Genomic DNA, 20,507 nt, shown 5'->3' with positions numbered 1-20,507 from the left:
TGCCGGTCATGGGCCGAGCGATCGAACTTGGAAGGTCACAGCCCCTCTGGGCTGCTCAACCGCAGAGAAGGGCCGTCGTTCAGACCAGGCCGGGCGACGGCGCCTTGACCGTGACCACCTACGCGAGCAGCGACGCCTTCCAAGTCATCGACCCCGATGGCGAGTTCCCACTGAGGGGCGGAAGAGAGGGGCTCGCGTGCTGTGATGAAGTCGGCGTCGGCGAGCGGAGCGCTGGCCATCTTGCGGTAGAAGTGCCGGGCCTGGTCTGGTTCGTTGCAGGCCAGGACCATGCGGTGCGGGGCGTACGCGGTATGCAACGGGAACTCCCAGCCGCTGAACCGGTGAGGCTGCCACAGGGAGAAGGCCGCGCCGACCGGATCGATCAACGTCGCCATGCGGCCCTGGTCACCTGCCTCGAAGGGAGGGAGCACGAGGCGCGCGCCGTGAGCTATCGCCGCTTCGGTGCGTCGGTCAACGTCGTCGACCCCCAGGTAGTAGGCGATGTGCGCGGGAGTACCCGGCGGGTAGACCGGATTCGCGAGGTCGCTCACGCTGCCGATCTGGTAACCGTTGGCGGCGAATTTGGTGGCCTTGCGCCAGTCGTTCTCATCCACCGCGAAGCGCCAGCCCAGCGCCGTCGAGAAGAACGCCGGAGTGCCGGGCAGGTCGCGGGTTTTGAGGTCCATCCAGCAGAACCTGTTCACGGTGGCTCCTTGTCCTCCGGATGCCGGGGTATCGGGTGACCAAAAGGCTTCCTAAATTGCGGCGGCCTGGTCCCGTGTCAGGCGCTCGCGCAGAGTGGCGGCGAATTCCTCAGCCCGCGCCAGCTGGGTGCGGAGCTTCTCTACCTGCTCGGCGGCGCCCTGCTCGTATCCGCGGACGCGCTCCAGCAGGGTCTCCCGCTCGTCCGCCGCCAGCTCCTCGCCGGAGTCGAGGCGGTCGGTGACCTCCAGCAGATCCCGCATCTCGTCGAGAGTGAAGCCGAGCGGCTTCATACGGCGGATGACCATCAGGCGGGCCACGCTGGCCTCGGTGTAGAGGCGGAAGCCGCCCTGGGAGCGGGCGGAGGGGATGACCAGGCCGGTCTCCTCGTAGTGCCGGATGGTGCGCAGCGACAGCTCGGTCCGTGCGGCGACCTCGCCGATCTGCATGTGCTCGCTGCTCACGCGGGCGCCCTTCCTCATCTGTCACCAAGGCCACAGGCGGCCGACGTCGATCTCTACCGTAACGTTAGGGTAGAGTAAGTGATCGTCGGGGTCGGCTCCAAGCCGTCCCCGCTCCCATGGTGCGGGATCGTTCCCGTGACCGTCAGCCGTGTCGGGGCCGACGATGCCCCCGGCGAAGACCGATGCCTGCAGGAGAGAGCGTGCGCATGCCCCAGATGCCCAGCGCCGCCGCCTGCCCGCCGTGAACCTTCGCCCCTGAAGCAGCGCCCGGAGCCTTCGCTCGTACCCGCTGCTGCGTTCTGAACTTCAGCCCGCCGTACGCGGGTTCCGCGGACGGCCGCCCGGCCCTCCGGCGCCTTCCCGCACGCCCCGCACCACGGCCGGGCGTGCCCGAGCACGACAGGTATCTGTTCTTGTCTACGTCTGCACTGTCCCCGGCCGCGCGGCTGCGTGGCCTCAAGCCCGACTGGTTGAACGACCCGAAGGTCTGGCGCACCGAGGTCTTGGCCGGCCTCGTCGTCGCCCTCGCGCTGATCCCCGAGGCAATCTCGTTCTCGATCATCGCGGGAGTCGACCCCGCCATCGGCTTGTTCGCGTCCTTCACGATGGCTGTGACCATTTCCATCGTCGGCGGGCGCCGCGCGATGATCTCCGCCGCCACCGGCGCCATTGCCCTGGTCATCGCCCCGCTCAACCGCGAACACGGCCTGGGCTACTTGATCGCCGCGGTCATCCTGGCTGGCGTCTTCCAGATCATTCTCGGCGCGCTCGGCGTCGCGAAGCTGATGCGGTTCGTGCCGCGCAGCGTGATGGTGGGCTTCGTCAACGCCCTCGCCATCCTGATCTTCATCGCCCAGGTGCCCGAGATGCACGACGTGTCCTGGCCCGTCTACCCGCTCATCGCCGCCGGGCTGGCGCTCATGGTGTTCTTCCCGAAGGTCACCACCGTGATCCCGGCCCCGCTCGTTTCCATCGTCATCCTCACCGTGATCACGGTCGCCGCCGGGATCGCGGTGCCGACCGTCGGCGACAAGGGCGAGCCGCCCTCCTCGCTGCCCGTGCCCGGCCTGCCCGACGTGCCGTTCACCATGGACACGCTGACCACCATCGCCCCCTACGCGCTCGCCATGGCGCTGGTCGGCCTGATGGAGTCACTGATGACGGCCAAGCTGGTCGACGACATCACCGACACCCACTCCAGCAAGACCCGCGAGTCCATTGGCCAGGGCATCGCCAACATCGTCACCGGCTTTTTCGGCGGCATGGGCGGCTGCGCCATGATCGGCCAGACGATGATCAACGTGAAGGTGTCCGGCGCCCGTACCCGCCTGTCCACGTTCCTGGCGGGCTCGTTCCTGATGGTGCTGTGCATCGTCTTCGGGCCGGTCGTCTCCGACATCCCCATGGCCGCGCTGGTCGCGGTGATGGTGATGGTGTCCTTCGCGACCTTCGACTGGCACTCCATCGCCCCGAAGACGCTGAAGCGGATGCCCGTCGGCGAGGTCGCCGTCATGGTCATCACCGTGATCTGCGTGGTCGCCACCGACAACCTCGCCATCGGCGTCGTCGTCGGGTCCGTCACCGCCATGGTCATCTTCGCCAAGCGCGTCGCCCATCTGGCCAACGTCACCGCGGTCACCGACCCCGACGGGAGCAGCGTGGTCTACACCGTGACCGGCGAGCTGTTCTTCGCCTCCTCCAACGACCTCGTCGGCCAGTTCAACTACGCGACCGACCCGGACAAGGTCGTCATCGACCTGACCGCCGCGCACATCTGGGACGCCTCCTCGGTCGCCGCTCTCGACGCGATCGAGACGAAGTACGCCCAGCGCGGCAAGACGGTCGAGATCATCGGCCTGAACAAGCCGAGCGCCCAGATCCACGAGAAGCTCAGCGGCGAACTCGCCGGGAGCCACTGACCGATCCATCCCGCCTACGAGGGCCGCCCGGACCCAACAGGGTCCGGGCGGCCCTCGCTATGTCTGCTGCCGAGTTCGCGCACGCAGAACGCTCCAATACCAGCCGGGCTTTGTCAGGGCAGGCGCGGCGGCTGCCGGGGCAGAGTCCGAAGGTTCGCCGCTTCTGCGTCTCGTCCGGACAGAGCGGCGTTCTCAAGGGAGACCAGGTTGAGAGCGGTTGCGTAGATCTGGAGCCGTGCTTCCAGGAACCGGCAGTGCGCCTGAAGATCGGCGTGCTTCTTCTTGAGCGCCTCGAAGGCGTCTGCGGAGCGGACATGCGCCGCTCTCTCGGCCTCCGCTTGGACAGCTTGGGCCTGGAAGAGGTCTTTGAGGTCGGGGTGCTGATGGGTCAGGTGCCATCGCTTGACGTCGGCCTCGATACGTCGTTCAGCTTGGTGATCTCCGTCAGCAGAGAGTCCAGCCCTACCGCACCCGGGTCCCGCTTGAGCGAGGCCAGCAGCGCGGTGCCGTCCTCGTTGCCCTCGGCCACCAGCGCCAGCAGCCGAACCGTGCACACCTGGCCCAGACGCTCGATAGTCCGTGTGCAGAACGCCTTCTCCGCCCGGGACTGAGCCGCAGTGAGGATGCGGTCGATGCGGCCCGGCGGCTCGATCTTCCTCGCCCAGCACTCCACCAGCAGTGCATCGCGCTGCCGGTCCTCCACCAGCTCGACCGGACACACCTCGTCCGCCAGCCACACGATCAGCTGGTCCTCATCCGCCCGCGTCGCGGGACGGAACTTCAGCGCCTCCCGGATCTGCTTGCGGTGGTTCTTCGCGGAACGACTGGTCAGGTCGTACTTCGCGAACTCGGCCGCCGGCACCTTCACCTGCCCCCGCGACGTACTCCACCGCGGCCTGCGGAACCTCCTCCAGAAGATCGGGGAACCGGCCCTCTATCTCGAAGAATTTCAGCATCAAGCAGAAGCCGAGCCTCGTCGTCCCCGCCTTGTTCGCCACCAAGTCCCAGTCGCCGTCCACCAGCGTCCAGCACGCCACCACGTCTTCCAGCGACCGCTCCTGCCGCACACCCGCCCATTTCCTCGTCAGCCTCGGGCTTCACTCGGACAGCCCAACGAGACGACGAGAACAGGGAAACGGCATATCTGACTACCCGAAAGGTACCTGCCGGTTACTTTTCCCCCGGGGACAGAGGTAGGAGTCCGGGGCCGTGACCAGTTGGAGGCCGCTCGCGCGACCGCGTGGCTCGGCGGTGCCTGGGCCGCCGCTGGCTGGCACCGTCGGGCTGAGGAGCTCCTCATCGAGGCCCTGGAGGAGTTCCGGGCCGTCGGCTCAGACGAGTGGCACGGGCGTGTGCTCGAGATGCTCGGCCAGACCGCCGAAGGCCAGGACCAGCACGAGAAAGTCCGGGAGCTGTACGCGCGGGCCCTGGAGGTCGTCGAAGCGGCAGACCTGCGAGACGCCGCCCGCATCCGCCAGCGTCTCGCGGATGCCGTGGCAGCGTCTGAAGCGGGCTAAGCGAACGCACCAGTGGATGGTGGCACTCTGGTGCACATCACCCACCCACAGTAACGTACCGTTCATCTTGAGCAGGGAGGGGAACAGCATGGGGCGCCACGGCGACGGCAAGGGCGGCAGCGACGGGGACAAGCAGCAGTCGCCCAAGGAATCCGACGGCAAGTGGGACGGACCAGTCCCGAAAGAAGAGCAGAAGTAGAGGCGGCCGTTGCCAACGCCAGAGCGGTTGCTTGAGATCCTCCAGAACAAGGGTGCGCCCCTTCAGGATTGGGCGCCGAGCCTCGCCGCAGTACGGCGAGAGCTGTTCTTGCCTGACACGATCGAGACGCCGCGCAGGACCATCTCGCGTAGTGCGGACCCGGACGACTGGCTGACTGCCGTGTATGGCGACCTGCCGTTAACCACACAGGTCAACGACGGCTGTCCCACCACTGACGGGGAGTTCCGGCTACCGACGTCCTCCAGCTCGATGCCCTCGCTGATGCTGGAGATGCTTGACCTGCTCCAGGTCGCCGACGGGCACCGGGTGCTGGATGTGGGCGCAGGAACCGGCCTGCAAACGGCCTGGCTCGCCCACCGGCTCGGCTCCGACAACGTGGTCGCTGTCGACGTGGACCCCGTTCTGGTCGAGCAGGCGGCAAAGAACGTCCAGGCGGCCGGGTACAGCCCTGCCATCATGTGCGGCGATGGGGCGGCCGGATGGCCGCAAGGGGCCCCGTACGACCGGATCATCGCCACCTACACGGTGCCGGAGATCCCCTACGCCTGGGTCGAGCAGGCCCCCGGCGGGAGGATCGTCGCTCCATGGGGCGGATCCTTCTTCTCGCACTCGTTCGTCGCTCTTTCCGTCACCGACGGGGAAGCGCACGGCCGGTTCTCCGGCTATCCGGCGTTCATGCGGTCACGCACTGGCCGGCCGCCGCGAGGCTACTTGAGTGACTTCCTTCACCACCAGGACGAAGCGGTGGAGACGCGTACGGCCATCAACCCGCTGAAGATCGCCCACGACGCTGACGCCCAGTTCTGGGTCGGCCTCGCTTTGCCGGATGCCTGGCATATGGAGGTGGAGGCCGAAGACGGGAGCGACGAGGTGACCTGGTGGCTGCTGGCGGACGACCGCTCCTCCTGGGCAGCCGCCGACTACGTCCCCGGCCAGAGCGAGTACGTCATCGCCCAGTACGGGCCCCGACGCCTGTGGGACGAAGTCACCCACGCATGGAGGGCATGGAACCAGCACGGGAAACCCCAGCGTGACCGTGCCGGGATCACGGTCACAGCCGAGGGGCAGCGTGTGTGGATCGATAACCACAACCAAGTCGTTCATGGGAGCGATCAATCGGCCTGCCTACCGCGAGAACGGGGTCAGGTGCTGGGGTGCTGGTAAGAACCGTGTCACCGATCCTGCTGGCTTATTCGGTCAGAAGCTGGGATTCGAAGGAGCCCGGTTATCCCTGTGGGTGATGGCACTCATGAGGCAGGGGCGGAACAGTCAGTAGAAAGCCTTGACCCCCTGATGGGGTAGGCGTAGTAACGGCCGCAGGAACAACGGATATCGCTGACTGGAAGTGACAGAAGGCCCCGGTCTGGGGGCCTTCTCCGTTCAGTGGGGTTTTGGGCCGCCGGGCAGCCCCGGCGGCATCGGAGGCTTCGGTGGTTTCGGCTTCCGGCCGGTAATCAGGGTCACCGGTTCCAGTCGTCCTGCTGCTGGCGCTGCTGCTGCTCCTCCTGCTGGCGCCGTTCGGCGTCGCGCCGCATCATCTCTTCTTCCTCGGTGCTCACAGGCTTCTCCCCTTCCGCCGGGTATCCAGGCATGCATACCCGCCGGGGGTCCGCCCCGAACCGTCAGGAGGGCTCCAGTACGGGCGTTCACTCGGAGCCCACACGAAGACGCTTGGAGGCTGGTCGGGACTCGAGGCATTCGGACGCCGTCCGCACGGCGTACCTGGAGGGCCGGTCCATCGCCGCCTTGGTCCGCGAACACGGGGTCAGCCGCGGCGCCATCCGCACGGCCGTCGCCGTCCTCATGCCCGAACACACGGCCGCCGACCACGAGGCCTGTTCTCCCGAAGCTACGGCGAAGTGATAAGTAGCTCTCTGTAATCAGAGTGACGCTCAGTCAGGGATAGCGGGCGGGGTCCGGGGACTTCGCCGACCTGGAGGGCGGCGAAGTCGGCGTGGGCGGCTTCGACAGCTTCGGGATACGCCTCCCGCTTGGCGTGCTCGGCGAGCGCCCGGTAGATGCTGGCCACCGAGGGGTTCTGTCCCTTGCGCTTGCCGGTGGGGATGATCAGGTCGGGCTGGATCTGCTCGACGGACTCGCCGTTCGCCCGGCGCCTCAGCACGGTGTGGAGCATGTCGTCGGTGATGACGGGCGGCCGGCCGCCGTGCTTGCCCTTGCGGGCCGCAGTGTCGAGCCCTTCGAGGGTGGACTCGCGGATGTTCTCCCGCTCGGTCTCCGCCATCGCGGCGAAGAACGCGAACAGCAGCTCGCCGGGGCCGGTGGGGTCGTAGATGCCGGGCAGGGGCCCGGCGAGCATCTCCAGGACCAGGCCGTGGGCGGTGAGGTGGTCGGCGAGCGCGGTGAGTTCGGCGGCGTCGCGGCCGAGCCGCTTCATCTCGTAGACGGTGAAGATGACCCGGCAGTGCGGGGCGTGCGCCTTGACCTCCCGCGCGGTCCGCAGCGCCTCCTCGAACTTCGGCCGACCCGTACCCGGGTGCTGCTCTTCTCGCCTCAATCCCGGCCTCGGCCAGGACGAGGTTCTGGCGGTCGGTCGACTGCTGGTCGGTCGACACCCGCTTGTAGACCAGGTTGGCCACGCTGTCCCCCGCTTCTGCCGCCTCATCGGACCTCGGGTGTCATCTAACCCTGTCGTCAACCGCCATCGGATCTCATTGGATCTGAGCCGTCGCCAGGCCCCGGAAAGTCCGGGTTCATTGGACGCCCACCACGCGTGTCGTCATTCGTTCGTTTGACGACACGTGAGGGCTGGTGCCAGCGGCTGGGCGCATCGTCGGCGGCGTGGAGCGCGTCCGTGTCAGTGGGTCGCTCTATGGTGGCCCCTAACCTCGCTTGGCGGTTGCACCGTCTGGTCGGGTTTCCCTACTTCACCTTTGGAAAGCTCGATGTCTGTCAACAACTTGTTCGGTGTGCGTGTCCTGGATCTGGACCGTGAGCGATGCCGAGTGCGCTTTCGCGTCTTCGTCACCAACTACGAGGACGTCGACGAGGGCGACGAGAAGCTGCTGCCCGACGACCCGAGTTTCTTCTTCCGGGTGCTGTGCGAGGCCGCGGACACCGTCATCGGCTACCGCTACGGCCCGTTGACGGACGTGGTCACTTTCGGCGAGTACTTTGAAGACGGCTGGGTGGACCGCAACACGTATCGCTTCGTGGCGAGTGTGGAGCGGGTGGCCGTGCGCAACCATCCGGTCGGCGAGGAGGCCCTGGAGGGGCTGGAGTCGTACGACTACGAATGCGACGACCGCGGCTGGCCGTACGAGAAGCGGCTTGCCCAGGGCGACTACGACGTCCACGTGACGGATCCTCGCTGGCTGGAGCCGCTGCGTGTCGGGGACTGCTGGGACACCGGCAATTACGCCACCGGTGCTGTCGCACCGCTGGTCGACGACGTCGAGGAGCGGTACGCCGAGCAGGCCGAGCGCGGCAGTATGGATGCCTGTTTCATGCTGGGGTGGCTGCGTCAGGAGCGGGGGGACGCCGCGGGAGCCGCGGAGCAGTACCTGCGGGCTGGGCACGGGACCGAACCGCAGTTGCGGGGCAAGGCGCTGCTGTACCTGGGTGACCTCCAGGCGGGCCAGGGGGAGCACGAGGCGGCGTGTGCCACGTACCAAAAGGCCGAGGAGAGTGAGCAGCACCAGCACTACGCGTCACGCTACCGCTCCCGGGCTGCGCTGAGGCGGGGCATTCTGCTGCGGCACCTTGGCCGTGAGGAGGAGGCACAGGCAGCGTTCGCCCGTGCCCTCGCGATGGATGACGTGGATCGCGACCAGCGTTTGCTGGCGGAGGTGCGCCGCCTCACCAGCGCGGAGTCCTCGGCAGCGATGGTCCACCGGCTGCTGGGCGAGGCTGACCGGGCTGGAGCCGTGGCTCTGGTCGGTGAGCACTACGGTGAGCCTGTCGCTGCCCTCGCCGGGCACCTGTTCACCGAGGATTTGTCTGCCGCCGAGGTTCTTCTCGCCACGCTCGTCGACGCAGGTGATCGCGACGCTGCCGCGACCTTCCTCGTCGATCTGGCTTTCGTGTGGGCGGATGAGCGGCCTTGGAGGGAGATGGTGGGGAGGATGCTGCGCCTGGCGGTGTCTACCGGCCGCGCGGCCGAGGGGTACCGGCATGCCGTCCGTCAGACAGGCGCTCTGACCACTCCCAGCGTGCGGGAGGCGGCGCATGAGCTGCTGGGTCTGCTGGAGCTGCCGGAGGAGAACGGTGATGAGGCGGCCGTCATCGCGCTGGCCACGGCGGCCGAGCCCGTGCACCCAGGGACGGCGTGCAGAGGTTTCTGGGTCGTGGGTAACTGGGTGAGGGAGCGCGGCGACTTCACGGGGGCCGCACGGTGGTTCGAGCGTGGTGCGACGGTCGAGGGCGCCGATGACGACACCCGAGCGTCTTCCTTGTACCGCCTCGGTCTCTGTTTGCGTGAACTGGGCGAGACGGCACGGGCCCAGGAGGCGTTCACGCAGGCCGAAGCCGCCTACGGACGCATCAATCACCAGGTCGACAATGCCGCTCGGGCCGCACGGCAGTTGGCCGAGCTGGCGTACGAACGCGGAGACCGGACAGCGGCGTTCGCTGCCTGGGGGCGTTCCGCCGTATTCATGGCCCTATGGGAATGCAACGACAAGACCGCCGCCCGCGCCATCCACACGCTGGGCAAACTCCTCACCGAACTGAACGCCTCGGAGGCGGCGCGGGCCGTGGACCAGGCTGTGGAACGGAGGGGTGAGGCGTTCCTGCAACGAGTCCGCGCGGCATCCAAGAGCCAACTGATCGCAGCGTGCCACTACGGCCACTGGATGACGGACGCAGGCGACACGGAGCTGGGCCAGGCGCTGCTGAGGAGGGTGGCCGTAGGACAAGGGAAGTGGGCAGCTGCCGCCGCCGTCACGCTGGGCGCCATCGCAAACCGCGCAGGGGAGAACGCCACGGCACGTGAGTGGTTGCATCGTGCGTTGGAAAAAGGCGACAAGGAGATGTCCCACAAGGCAAGAACGAATCTCGGCGTCATCGCCAAGGAGGAGCGCAACCTGCCGGAGTTGCTTGAGCACTGGGGGCGGATAGCCGAGTCCCGCCACGAGGACGGGCCGCGGTTCGCCGCGCATATCGGGGAGCTGAACTACTGGCTGGAGCACTGGGACGCGGCGGTTCACTGGTACCAGCGCACCCTGGACCGCACAGACGAACCGGAACTGGTGGGCGAGGCCGGCTACCGGGTGGGCGAGATCCTCACCGGCCAGAACAAGCCGGAAGCTGCCGTTGCCTACCTTCGGCGCGCCGCGGACAGCGGGTACGAACCGTTCGCGCAGCAGGCCCAGGAACTGCTGACCCAGACGGACTGAGGCCCGGCGAGACGCTCGACGACGCTCGCCCCTGAAGAACTTCTGCGAGACCTCGTCGATGCTGGCCGGCTCACCCTCTGCGATGGCCTTTCCCACCCTCGAGGATGGACAAGGCTCAATGCAGGGCTGGTACTCGGCAGCAAGATCCTGAGAAGGCCGCTGCGCACATGGTCGAGAACGGGTACAGGGTCGCCGGCGTGCTCGCTGCCCAGAAGGCGGAGGCCGACGAGCTGCCGAGCAGTGAGCTGAGACAGGCGGTCCGGAGTCTTGCAGCCGACTCCGGACCGCCTTCGACTGTGCTGCCCAGGCTGCGGGGCCGATTGCCGTTACAGCCCGGCTCCGGGCTCGTCGGTGGCCACGGTGCGCAGGGGCCGGTGGCCCTGCTCGTCGAGAAGGGTCGCGGCAGCCACACCAACCGCTTTGTCCGTACGCATCAGTTGACCTCCCAAGTGCCCATTCCTCGCATGCGGATGTTATGTGCCGCGACATGCGGCCGGACTCATGGGGGCCCGTTCAGCGTCCAACGCCCCTCATTCCCGGTGAGGCATGAGCGTTTTGGGCACCGGTCGACAGCTCCGGAAGAGCCGGGGACGGCAGTGTCATGCGGGCTTTCGCAAAGCGACCACCGCGGGCCGTCACCCCGGCTCTCACCGGCATCTCACCACGGGCGTCCCTCAGCCAGCTCAACCTCACTTGATCTGTGACGTCCAACAGCAGTCCGTCCAGGGAGCCGCCAACCAGTTCGCGTTAGGAGCGGGTCGGGATGGGCGTAAGGGTGCGGGTCGTCGTGGTCGCTGCCGTCACCCACCGACGCGGATCGCTCATGCACACAGCCTCCCACCCACTCATTGACACCGGCGACGGGTACCACTGCTGGCCTTCGTGGGCTTGTCACCAGTCCCGACGGCGCGTGCTTCTCATCTGGGATTTCGGCCCTGGCCCGGTTGGGCCGAAGCCGGGAACTGGCCGGGATACCCGCGTCGCTGCCGCGTTGTGCGCGTTTCTCATGCGTGGAGCTCGCAGCCGAGGGGCCGCTGTGACTGAAGGAGGATTCGTTCGTGGGCAGGAAGAAGCCAGGCAAGGCGGGACGTCGGTGTCAGGGGATCCACACACTCCAGCAGTTGCAGCCTCCCGGCTACGACGAGTGGATCAAGTTCGGCTCCCACGTCACCGCTGATGCTGCTGCCAGCGATCCTCGCCTCGGGGAGGAGGCAGTCGGCCTCATTCAGCGTCTCGCACGCCTGCGGCCCCTTTACCGGGGCCCGGTCCCCATGCAGGCCGTGCGGCTCGACATGGCCCTCGACACGGGCGCTCTCGCCGTCAGCTGCGACAGCGAGGGCGAGGAAGCGGCGCTGGTTCCCGTCGAGGAACTCGCGAGCGCGCTGGGCGTTGCCTCCGCCGACGGTGACGTCCGGGAGAGCGTCCACCGGCTCCACTCTGTCGGCGCCCTGCTGGTTGAGGACGCCGGCGATGCTGTGCCGCTGGTCCGGATCGTCAGCCAGCCGCCGCGCCAACCCGGCGATCGGTGGATCTTCCACGGAAGCCCGGAGGACGCTCGTGTGAGCGAGCGTGCCGTTACCGCAGTTGTTCTGCCTGCAAGTGCTGATCATGGTGCTGGACGGCTTGCCGGGGGAAGGCACGTGCCATCCAACCTGCTGGCGCTCCAACCTGGCGCAAGGTCTGGATTTGCCGGTCGTAGTCCCGTCCTTCAGGGCTTACGTGCACGCGCAGGTAGAGGGGTCGTCCTCGCTGGTGTGGGGGTGGCTGAAGTAGAAGGAGCAGGTGTGCCCCCACTGGTAGGGGACGTGCGGTTCAGCGCAGTCGCAGAACCTGTGAGACGCCTTTACGGGGATGCCCCATCGGGGATGGCACAGTCGCTGCAGGAGCTGGTCGTGCCAGCGGGCCCGGGGGGCGGTTCGGGCGTCGATTTTCCAGCTGTCGCCGTCATCCCAGCACTGGACACGGTAGAAGGCGGCGACGGTGTGGAAGAGAGCAATACGCCGTAGCAGGGCGCTTCCCACTGCCGCCCGTCGGGTTCGCTAGCGTTCGAGGCTGGGGAACGCCTCGATGAAGGCGGATTCTTCAGGGTGGAGCCCAGGAGCAGCCCACAGCGGTCGCAGACCGTTGCCTTCGCACCAGCGCCGGTGTCGTCGCTCGACTTCTTCCCAGCCCTCCGACAGCCAACTGGGCAGTACGAGCACGAGACTGGCTGCTTGTCCAGGGCCTTGCACCATGCGCAGCCGCAACTGCCGACTACGGGCCTGGATGCTGCTGGTCCGGAGGCCGGGGATCCCGTGGAGATCGTCACCGCTGCCGAGGACGGGAGCAGCAGGCAGGAGACGACTCAGGCAGTACTCGGGAAAGGAGTGCTTTCCTCGCCCATGTACGCATCGAGGTGGAGGGTGAGGGAGGTGCCGGTGCTGCTCAGTGAGGCGATACCGAAGGGGTGCGCGCAAAGGCCCGGCGAGGTGCCGAGTTGCTCGGGGACGCGGCTTTCCAGCAGTGCCTGCGGTGGCCCAGCGGGAGGGGCGGGGTGGCTGGTGCGAAGGCCGGCGCGGCGGGATTGCCGGCTGCACTCTGCCCAGTAGCGGAGTTTGCGGGACGATGATTGGCGGCTCATGGCAGTGCCTTCCCGACGTGCCATGGCCCGATCTGCGGCACGACTGAACACTGGCGAGCTGCGGTGTGTGCTTACGGTGGTGCAGGCCGGTGCAATGCCACGCTCCTTGCGTTCCAGTACGCCGGATCGGGCGGCGATCGGAACGTGGCCCGCCTCGGGCCATGCCAGCAGAACCGCGGCTCGAGGCGGGCGACACCCGCGTAGCCACCCGGACGGGCTCGGTGCCGTACCCGCGCTGCCTCGGCTGGCTGCGGCCTGCCCGACGAGGTGGGCACCACGCCGGTCCGTTGTGGGGGCGTGGAGGGCGGTTGTTCGGGGGCGACGAGCCGGTTGAAGAAGCGCACTCCCAGCCCTCCACTGCCAGCACTGCACAGCACGCTCTGCGGCACACCGCTCCCCGCCCAGGTCAGCGCTCCAGCAGCGAGTCCGGCCAGCAGCGCGAGTAAGGGGGATCGCCGAGGTAAACCCAGAAGCCCGCCAGTAGTTGATCTTGAAGCCCTAGCGTCCGGATTCACCTCCGCCGGCGGGCCGCAGGGTCACGATCGGCGACGTGCTGGGCGACGGCGTCGACGTCGGGTCCGGCGTACCTCTCCAGGGACCGGACGGAGGCATGGCGGGAGCGGGCCAACAACATCGGCGTTGAGGTGCCGTCCTCCGCGTCGTGCGTCAACGCACTGTGGCGGAGCCGGTGGGGTGTCCACCCCTCCAGGTCGTCGAAGTCATCCGGGATGGCGAGGGGGTTGACCAGCAGCCGGGTGCTCTCCTCGAAGATCTCTTCCGCACGGCGGTAGGACAGCCGTGCGCGGCCGGTCACGGGGCAGGTGTCCAGGGTCGGGGTGCGGGCGGGGGCTTTACGGTCGGTGAGGAACAGCGGGCCGCGGGTGCGGCCGGCGATGAGCCGCGGCAGGAGCTGGGCGGTACCGGACTGCCAGTGAATCCACTCCACGGCCCCGCCCTTGGAGACGACCCGGCCGCGCTTGTTGGCGGGGAACAGCTCCTCGATGTTCAGGCACAAGATCTCTTCGGCCCGCGCGGCGCTCTCGTAGAGGAGCTTCCAGAAGGTCTTCTCCCGTACGGACGCCTCCAGTGCCCACAGGGCAGTGATCTGGGGCTTGGACAGCGCCTTCGTGCGGTCCGGGGGTGCCGGGCGACGCTCGATGCCGATCGTCGGATCGCTGATGATCCAGCCCTGGCGCTGCCACCAGCCGATCGCCTTGCGCGCGATGGACAGTTCACGGTTGACGGTGTCGGCGTCCATCTCGTCCGCCCGTGCTGCGGCGAGTTCGGCGAGCGCCGGCGGCAGGCCCGGGTCATCAATGGCTGCGAGGGCAAAGGCTTCGGGCTTGGCGCCGCGGCGAGCCGGGCCAGTTGGCGCTGGTTCGCCGCGAAGCATCCACCCCCAGGTGGTGAGCGAGATCCGGTAGATGCGAGCGGAGGACTTCGCGGTGCCCGCGCCGGTGAGGTACCGCTCGACCGCGGCTTCGTACGACGACGGCGGGGCTGACAGCGGCACCCGCAACACGCCCCCGTCCTCCGGCCCGGCCGACCGTTCGATTGCCACCCCGTCGACTCCTTCCGGCTCCGCCGCAGTAAATGCGTACACCTCGCCCCCAGCCCTCGTGAAATCCGGCATTTACTGCGGCATCACCCCGGCGAGCCGCCAGGCGACGGAAGTCCGATAAGCCGACCTCGAACAGAACGGTCGCCACCGCTAGCCGATGGTCGATTGGCTCTCAGAAGAGCCACGCAGCGCTACACGCCCCTTCGCCGTAGCTAACAGGGCCAAGATCCCCGTGCTCAGCGGAGCCCACGCAACTGGCATCGACTCGGCCGCGTCGATTCATGCATGACCACGACGCCGACCCAGCCCCCCGACTACCCGTACTGTGCTCACGGCGCCGACCCGGCTGACGGGGATCCTGTGGGATGCCGCGGTCGCCGCGTCCAGCGCCAGCACGGCGATAGCGGCGAAGGACTGCCGGAGCCGTACGGCGCCTGCCTGGCCCATCTCGCCGACGCGGACCGCGAAGCCTACCTGGCATCCCTCTCACCCGGTAGCGACGTCGACCACCGCTGCACCACCTTGGATCGTGCTCTGCTCGATCGGCTGCTGGATGCCGTGCGCGATCCCGCCACCAATAAGCCCCGCTTCGGCGCCGGCGACTTCAGCGAGGCGACCTTCACCGGCGGCGCCCAGTTCAGCGATGTGAACTTCGACGGGAAGGCCGAGTTCACCGGGGCGGTCTTCGAAGGCGAGGTTTGGTTCAACGCGGCGCACTTCACCAGCGGCGCCGGGTTCCGCAAGGCGGTCTTCGCGCGCGGCGCCAGCTTCGACTGGGCGACCGTCCACGGCCACGCCCTGTTCGCCGCAGTGGTCTTCAAGGGCGGCGTCGGGTGCCGCGGGACAAGCTTCACCGGCACCGCCTCGTTCAACTGGACGGTCTTCGAGGACCACACCGCGTTCGACGAGGCGGTCTTCGACGGCGACGCCGACTTCGGCGAAGCGGTCTTCCGCGGCGACGCCCGCTTCCTGTTGATGGTCGTCAAGGGCAAAGCCGACTTCAGGCAGGTGGTCTTCGAGCGCGTCGCGCAGGTCGGACCGTTGGCGTGCCGCCAGAAGCTGAATCTGGCAGGTGCCGTGTTCTCCACGGCGGTGACGATCGAGGCAGCGGTGGGGCACCTGGACTGCCGACGCACACGCTGGGCCTCGACCGCTGCGCTGCGGCTGCGGCATGCGAGCGTGGATCTCACCGACGCGGTGCTGGAATTCCCGGTGAGCATAGCCGCCCAGGCCACACCGTTCATCGTGACCTGGCACGGCAGGGGGGTGCTCAACGAGGATGGGCTCAACAAGGCCCCGGTGCGGGTACTGTCGTTGCGCGGAGTCGACGCCGCACATCTGGTGCTCAACGACATCGATCTGAGCGCGTGCCGTTTCGCCGGCACCATCCACCTTGACCAACTGCGACTGGAGGGGCGCTGCCCCCTTGCCGCCCTCCCGCGTGGTTGGCACCGCCGCGGACAGGTGCCGGTGCGCTGGACCCAGCGGCAGACCCTTGCCGAAGAAGTCCAATGGCGGATAGCGCGCGAGACGGCGAGGGCCGGCTGGATCCTGGTGCCGGACCTCCACAGCCCCGCGCCGCTGGAGCCGACCGCGTTGGCGCCCGTGTACCGGGCGCTGCGCAAGGCGTTCGAGGACGCCAAAAACGAGCCGGGAGCGGCCGACTTCTACTACGGCGAGATGGAGATGCGCCGCAACGACCGGCACACCCCCTGGGCCGAGCGGTTCCTGCTGAGGCTGTACTGGGCGGCCTCCGGCTACGGGTTGCGGGCCACCCGGGCGCTGGGCTGGCTGCTGGCCGCGATGGCCGCCACCATTGTGCTGATGATGGGATTCGGACTGCCGGACACCCCCGCCAAGCCCTATCCACCGGGTGCCGGGGTCATCGGCAGACAGAACCCACAGGTGCACGCCGCCTTCCCTGACCGCTTCACCGGCGCCCGTGCCCAGAAGGCCGTCGATGTCGTCATCAACTCTGTGGTCTTCCGCTCCAGCGGCCAAGACCTGACCACCGCAGGCCGCTACACCGAGATGGCCTCCCGTTTCGCCGAGCCCGTCCTGCTCGCTCTGGCCCTCCTCGCCGTCCGCGGCCGCGTGAAGCGGTAACTGCCCAGCCAGAGTCGTAGGCGCACCGGACGTCTGCGCAGGGCGGAGCCCTCCGGCTATTCAGGCGACCTGGCCGAAGCCGGCCGCGGTCTGGTCCGGTTCGCGCAGATGGGTGGAGTCGACGCCGAGTTTCGTCTCGTACGCCTCGGGCTCGATGCCGAGTTCGTGCGTGGAGTACTCGCCGAACCGGTTGATGTGCTCGGTCAGGTACGGGGAGATGTGGGCCAGGTCCTCGGGGTCGATCTCCCAGCCCTCCCCAGGAGCTGGCGGACGATCTCGGCGATGTCCAGGGCGTTATGGAAGATCAAGGAGTTCGAGAGCAGAGAGTTGAACTTCATCGCCTTCTCCTGCTCGACGGGGTCGTTGTCGGCGATGACGCCCTGGTTGCCGAAGCCGACCCACTGGGGGAACCGGTTGAACGACTCAACCTTGTTCGTCGCCGCGGTCACCCGCCGGCGCAGCGGCGCGTCCGTCAGGTGCCGCAGCATTCTGTGGATCTGATGTGTCAACACCATGCCTATTTGAGCAGTTCCATCGTCCACTCTCGCTGCTCGGCGGTGTCTGGGACGGCGAGCCCGCGAGCTCGTTCGATCTGGTGCCAGGAGGTGTCGGGATCGACGCCTCTGAGGATGAGGAGTGCGGCGGCGAGGAGGGATGAGCGTCCGATGCCAGCTCGGCAGTGGGTGACGACGTGTGCGCCTTGGTGTAGCTGTTCGGCGAGTCTGTGCAGGGTGGGCAGGATCGTGGTGCGGTCGGGGACGGTGCGGTCGGGGATGGGTATGGCAACGAACTGCAGCCCGGCTGTGACGGCTGTCCGGGGTTCGTCTGCGAGGCCGAGGTCGTCGAGCTCGGGTCCGGTGAGCGTGCAGACCAGGATGTCGACGCCGTCGTTCTTCAGGGCGGTCATCTCGTCTTCGAGCCAGCCATTGCCACGGGGTCTGGCCATGGTGCTCAGTCGTCCCGGGCCGGGGCGGTCGATGGTGAAGAGGGTGGGGCGCATGTCAGCACACTTTCGTTCGGTGGGGTCAGGTGATGGTCGGACAGTCAGTGGGGCAGGGGTCGGCCGGGTTCGGCGCGGAGCTCGTTCGGGGTCGGGCCGGCTGGGGTGGCCACCTCGGCGAGGCGCTCGAGAAGGCGGTCGAGGGCGCTCTGGCCATCGTCGACGGCGGCGCGTTCCTCTTCGGTGAGCGGAATGATCACAAGCATGCGCTGCAAGTTGGCTTTGGCTTCGACGAGTTGGGATCTCGTCGATTTCTTGGGCTCGGGGAGCGGGTGGGAAGGGAGTGGCTGGGGCCGCTGGCCGCGGTCGACTACGGGGGTCCGCTGCTCGCGTGGCTGGGGACCGTTGTCCGCCTGCGCCGCCGCCCCGGAGGGCGGCCCGGACGGTATGCGCGGTTCGACGAGAACCTGTGGTGGGTGCGGCAGGAACACCAGTTATCAACGATGGCCGCCGGACTGCGAGTCTTGTCCAGAGAGAAGAAGGCACCCGGCTCCGGCACGAACTGGCGCGCTGTGCTGCCCGCATAGCAGCGGTTCGTGATCACCAATCTCCTTGGCGAGGCCGAGGAGCAGCTGCAGCAGTTGCACGGCGCGCAGGTCGGGGCCACCGCCGACGTGGCGCGGCACATGCTGGAGGGTCTGAGCCGTGGCACGGATCTACTCGACCAGGTGCTGCTGCGGGTCATGGTGGCCGCCGTGAACGCACGCCGGGGTGGGGCTGGAGTAGGTGGCCCGGTGGGCACGGCTGTCCGCGGATGAAGCGGCAGAAGCCCTCGGGACGTACCGGAACCCAGACGGCCAGTACCGGTAGGGAGCGGGCACTCTGGTGGTTGAGGACTCGGCCGCTGTGCGGCAGCTGCGGACAGTCGGCCTGGCCTGGCTCCTTCGCCGCGGGCGCTACCAGCTCCACCCGGTTCTCACCGGTGGCCGGATCGCCGGCGCCGCCCAGGCGGTCCCTGAGATCAACACGACGCCCGCAGCGGACTTCAAGGGCCCTTGTGACGCAACGGCGCCGCACCCCGAGGTGCGGCGCCGTTCGCATGTCGCAGCGGGCCGAAGTTCATTCGGAAGGGTGCGAGCAAACGTGAGGCGGTATGACCAGAGGAACCGTCTTGTTCTGGTTCTCTGGAACAAACCGCGGCGTGATCGGCGTCTGCGCGCTTTCCTTGAAGGGGAAATCCGCAGGTCCAAGCCGCGCGAGGCGCACTAGACGGTATCACTAGGCGAACCGTCTGGTTCTAGAGGAGCAGAACAAACGCGGGCTGCTCGCTGCTTGGGGGCGTCTGGGCCCGTACGCCGTTCCCCTGGAGGGGAGACGGCAGGTGACGGTCTGATCGTGCTGGTCGGGCGCTCTGCGTCCCCACTCTGGTAGGCCCGGACCCCAGGCGACTCGGCAGACGGAGGCCGCCCGCCAGGCCCAAATCCGCCGACGAGCAGGTGGGTGTCGCCAGGGAGCAGTTTCAGCAAGCTGAGCGCGTCCACCACGAGCGATTGGAGCTTGCTGAGAGGGTGCACCAGGAGCAGAACGAACCGCACCCGGCCGTGGATATCGGACCCGAGCAGCCTGGCTGGCTCACCGGGCCGAAGGCGGACGGACCGGCCAGTTACTTACCGGAAACCAGACGGCGACGACCGTGAGCAGCCGCAGGTCTTACGAGCGGTGCGTTCCGATCTCTTCTCGGATCTTCCGGATCAGTCTCCGCGACGCATCGTCTGAAGCCCGGCGGAGGTCCTGGAATGTTGCGTTCTGCTCCATCTGGTCTTCGACGTCTTCGACGTCGAACCATTCCCCATGGTGTGCAACGCTCCACTGCGGCCAGTCCTCCGCCACATAGTCTGCCAAGTCGCGGCTAGCTCGGGCAGAGTCCTGCCCCAACTCCTGCACCGCATCTGAGGCAAACGCCGCCGCCCTCGCCGACAGCTGGCTGACAACAGCCCATTCCTCCTGGCCGCGTGGGCCACGGCAGCCCTCAAGTATTCCGCTGCCCTGGTCAGCGGATCAGGTCAACGTAGAGCTCGGCGCGGCGGTTCCACATGCGTTCTTCCCTGGCCTGCCGCCTCTGCAGAATAGAGGTGACAACCCCTCCGGCGATGGCGAGGGCACCACCGAGGAGCACGCCCGCCAGATCAGCCATCTGACACGATGTCGCTGGTCATGACCGTTCAACGAGCGAAGTGGCGCAGGGAAACAGCCCGGGTGGCGGATTCTGGGACGAGGAACACGACGGCGACCCGTCGGTCAGCCTGCGCAACATGGCCAAGGTAGTGGCCGGTGACTACATCAACATCTCGCTCAAACAGTGACCGGCCACCGGAAAGCTACCGTTGCAGCCACCCTGCTGACCCTGATTCCGCTGATGGGATGCTCGATCATGTTCAACACTGGCCCCGGGCGGGTCGCCAAGCCGTCGAAGGTACGCAAGATCCTCGGATACACACCCGAGGTGCGCGCGGGGCGCCAGGCGGAGGACGAGGTCAACCGGATGTCGTCCCGGCTGGTGGATGCCATGGGCATCCACGGCACCCCAAGTCACATTCCTGCCGCCGCCGGACCGTGTGACGCCATCGACCCGGACTTCACCACCTACTACATCGTCGACCACCCCTGGGCACTGTGGGAGGCGGACGCGGACAAGCGAGCTCAACTCCCTTACGTAGACGGCGATATCGGCGCGGTTCGCGGCGACCGGGTCGACGCTCTCCCGCTCGCACATCAGCAGGTACTCGGCCAGTCCCCGGCCGTAGGCATCGATCGTCGTGGCTCACTTCCGAGATCCGTCCAGACCGTCAGCCAGGACGCCGCCTGCTCGTGCCGGCCGAGCACCGGCCACTTCTCCGTGAGCACCGTCGTGCGCTCAAGCCATCTCCCAAGTTCGTAGCTACACCAGGGAGACATGCTCACCCCGGCAGATTCCACGTAACTTTTAAAATGATCAAGCGTCAGATGTACGGGCGAGCTGGTTTCGCGCTCCTCCGGAAACGCGTGCTTCTGGCGTGATGCGAGCACAGAGCGTGATCGACCACAAGAAACTGATCCAGAACCTA

General features: G+C 67.6%; 18 protein-coding genes and 1 pseudogene. 9 read left to right on the top strand and 10 right to left on the bottom strand.

The genetic code is table 11. The features are described 5' to 3' along the window. Positions 1–35: 35 nt before the first annotated feature. Both ACTWQF_RS10575 and ACTWQF_RS10570 read right to left on the bottom strand, forming a co-directional pair. Positions 36–686 carry a VOC family protein gene (locus ACTWQF_RS10575; protein WP_443278906.1) on the bottom strand — a complete coding sequence of 217 codons (651 nt, stop codon included), beginning with the start codon at positions 684–686 and terminating at the stop codon, positions 36–38. A 69-nt stretch (positions 687–755) separates the two neighbouring features. After that, complete coding sequence (locus tag ACTWQF_RS10570) at positions 756–1,166, bottom strand: MerR family transcriptional regulator (RefSeq protein ID WP_443278905.1); 411 nt, start codon at positions 1,164–1,166, stop codon at positions 756–758. Positions 1,167–1,579: 413 nt separating this feature from the next. Between ACTWQF_RS10570 and ACTWQF_RS10565 the strand changes: the two genes are divergently transcribed. Further along, entirely contained in the window at positions 1,580–3,085 is a 1,506-nt protein-coding gene (locus tag ACTWQF_RS10565) for a SulP family inorganic anion transporter (protein ID WP_443278904.1), read from the top strand. Positions 3,086–3,473: 388 nt separating this feature from the next. On the opposite strand, the gene ACTWQF_RS10560 is transcribed toward ACTWQF_RS10565, so the two are convergent. Both ACTWQF_RS10560 and ACTWQF_RS10555 read right to left on the bottom strand, forming a co-directional pair. Beyond that, the gene (locus ACTWQF_RS10560) at positions 3,474–3,947 is read right to left on the bottom strand and encodes a hypothetical protein (RefSeq protein ID WP_443278903.1); all 474 of its coding nucleotides are present in this window, start codon (positions 3,945–3,947) and stop codon (positions 3,474–3,476) included. Continuing rightward, positions 3,838–4,104 (bottom strand): hypothetical protein, encoded by a 267-nt coding sequence (locus tag ACTWQF_RS10555; RefSeq protein ID WP_443278964.1) that lies wholly within the window; start codon positions 4,102–4,104, stop codon positions 3,838–3,840. The genes ACTWQF_RS10560 and ACTWQF_RS10555 overlap by 110 nt, the downstream gene beginning before the upstream one ends. A gap of 198 nt (positions 4,105–4,302) precedes the next feature. Here ACTWQF_RS10555 and ACTWQF_RS10550 point away from each other — a divergent pair, with 198 nt between their 5' ends. Together ACTWQF_RS10550 and ACTWQF_RS10545 are read left to right on the top strand one after the other, a co-directional pair. Further along, a complete protein-coding gene (locus ACTWQF_RS10550) occupies positions 4,303–4,602 on the top strand; it encodes a tetratricopeptide repeat protein (protein WP_443278902.1) in 300 nt (99 codons plus the stop codon). Between the two features lie 307 nt (positions 4,603–4,909). After that, complete coding sequence (locus ACTWQF_RS10545; RefSeq protein ID WP_443278901.1) at positions 4,910–5,986, top strand: methyltransferase domain-containing protein; 1,077 nt, start codon at positions 4,910–4,912, stop codon at positions 5,984–5,986. A gap of 685 nt (positions 5,987–6,671) precedes the next feature. On the opposite strand, the gene ACTWQF_RS10540 is transcribed toward ACTWQF_RS10545, so the two are convergent. Continuing rightward, positions 6,672–7,337: a recombinase family protein gene (locus ACTWQF_RS10540; protein WP_443278900.1), complete on the bottom strand. Its 666-nt coding sequence runs from the start codon at positions 7,335–7,337 to the stop codon at positions 6,672–6,674. A gap of 388 nt (positions 7,338–7,725) precedes the next feature. Between ACTWQF_RS10540 and ACTWQF_RS10535 the strand changes: the two genes are divergently transcribed. Next, on the top strand, positions 7,726–10,176 hold the full coding sequence (locus ACTWQF_RS10535) for a tetratricopeptide repeat protein (RefSeq protein WP_443278899.1): 2,451 nt from the start codon (positions 7,726–7,728) through the stop codon (positions 10,174–10,176). Between the two features lie 1,004 nt (positions 10,177–11,180). Here the strand turns inward: ACTWQF_RS10535 and ACTWQF_RS10530 are convergent. Further along, positions 11,181–11,843, bottom strand: a complete 663-nt coding sequence (locus ACTWQF_RS10530) for a hypothetical protein (protein ID WP_443278898.1) — start codon at positions 11,841–11,843, stop codon at positions 11,181–11,183. Between the two features lie 1,464 nt (positions 11,844–13,307). Further along, positions 13,308–14,357: a tyrosine-type recombinase/integrase gene (locus ACTWQF_RS10525; RefSeq protein WP_443278897.1), complete on the bottom strand. Its 1,050-nt coding sequence runs from the start codon at positions 14,355–14,357 to the stop codon at positions 13,308–13,310. Positions 14,358–14,642: 285 nt separating this feature from the next. On the opposite strand from ACTWQF_RS10525, the gene ACTWQF_RS10520 reads away from it, so the two are divergent. Next, positions 14,643–16,463, top strand: a complete 1,821-nt coding sequence (locus tag ACTWQF_RS10520; RefSeq protein WP_443278896.1) for a pentapeptide repeat-containing protein — start codon at positions 14,643–14,645, stop codon at positions 16,461–16,463. A 60-nt stretch (positions 16,464–16,523) separates the two neighbouring features. Here ACTWQF_RS10520 and ACTWQF_RS10515 read toward each other — a convergent pair. Beyond that, positions 16,524–16,951, bottom strand: a pseudogene (locus ACTWQF_RS10515) (Tn3 family transposase). Positions 16,952–16,980: 29 nt separating this feature from the next. Continuing rightward, a complete protein-coding gene (locus tag ACTWQF_RS10510) occupies positions 16,981–17,463 on the bottom strand; it encodes a protein-tyrosine phosphatase family protein (protein ID WP_443278895.1) in 483 nt (160 codons plus the stop codon). A gap of 32 nt (positions 17,464–17,495) precedes the next feature. On the opposite strand from ACTWQF_RS10510, the gene ACTWQF_RS10505 reads away from it, so the two are divergent. Together ACTWQF_RS10505 and ACTWQF_RS10500 are read left to right on the top strand one after the other, a co-directional pair. Continuing rightward, complete coding sequence (locus tag ACTWQF_RS10505; RefSeq protein ID WP_443278894.1) at positions 17,496–17,990, top strand: hypothetical protein; 495 nt, start codon at positions 17,496–17,498, stop codon at positions 17,988–17,990. Between the two features lie 9 nt (positions 17,991–17,999). Beyond that, the gene (locus ACTWQF_RS10500; RefSeq protein WP_443278893.1) at positions 18,000–18,221 is read left to right on the top strand and encodes a hypothetical protein; all 222 of its coding nucleotides are present in this window, start codon (positions 18,000–18,002) and stop codon (positions 18,219–18,221) included. Positions 18,222–19,453: 1,232 nt separating this feature from the next. Here ACTWQF_RS10500 and ACTWQF_RS10495 read toward each other — a convergent pair. Continuing rightward, positions 19,454–19,597 carry a hypothetical protein gene (locus tag ACTWQF_RS10495; protein ID WP_443278892.1) on the bottom strand — a complete coding sequence of 48 codons (144 nt, stop codon included), beginning with the start codon at positions 19,595–19,597 and terminating at the stop codon, positions 19,454–19,456. 40 nt (positions 19,598–19,637) lie between these two features. Here ACTWQF_RS10495 and ACTWQF_RS10490 point away from each other — a divergent pair, with 40 nt between their 5' ends. Further along, a complete protein-coding gene (locus ACTWQF_RS10490) occupies positions 19,638–19,766 on the top strand; it encodes a hypothetical protein (RefSeq protein ID WP_443278891.1) in 129 nt (42 codons plus the stop codon). Between the two features lie 68 nt (positions 19,767–19,834). Next, positions 19,835–20,341, top strand: a complete 507-nt coding sequence (locus ACTWQF_RS10485) for a hypothetical protein (protein WP_443278890.1) — start codon at positions 19,835–19,837, stop codon at positions 20,339–20,341. Positions 20,342–20,507: the final 166 nt, after the last annotated feature.

Origin of the sequence: Streptomyces sp. 8N114 (assembly GCF_052245835.1) — a bacterium.
GTDB lineage: Bacteria > Actinomycetota > Actinomycetes > Streptomycetales > Streptomycetaceae > Streptomyces.
This window is presented reverse-complemented; position numbering and strand designations above follow the sequence as displayed.

Excerpts from the sequence above, each read along its gene's own strand:
- ACTWQF_RS10575 (WP_443278906.1), bottom strand. The coding sequence starts at position 686 with ATGGACCTCAAAACCCGCGACCTGCCCGGCACTCCGGCGTTCTTCTCG.
- ACTWQF_RS10535 (WP_443278899.1), top strand. The coding sequence starts at position 7,726 with ATGTCTGTCAACAACTTGTTCGGTGTGCGTGTCCTGGATCTGGACCGT.
- ACTWQF_RS10520 (WP_443278896.1), top strand. The coding sequence starts at position 14,643 with ATGACCACGACGCCGACCCAGCCCCCCGACTACCCGTACTGTGCTCAC.
- ACTWQF_RS10510 (WP_443278895.1), bottom strand. The coding sequence starts at position 17,463 with ATGCGCCCCACCCTCTTCACCATCGACCGCCCCGGCCCGGGACGACTG.
- ACTWQF_RS10505 (WP_443278894.1), top strand. The coding sequence starts at position 17,496 with ATGGTCGGACAGTCAGTGGGGCAGGGGTCGGCCGGGTTCGGCGCGGAG.
- ACTWQF_RS10495 (WP_443278892.1), bottom strand. The coding sequence starts at position 19,597 with ATGGCTGATCTGGCGGGCGTGCTCCTCGGTGGTGCCCTCGCCATCGCC.
- ACTWQF_RS10485 (WP_443278890.1), top strand. The coding sequence starts at position 19,835 with ATGTTCAACACTGGCCCCGGGCGGGTCGCCAAGCCGTCGAAGGTACGC.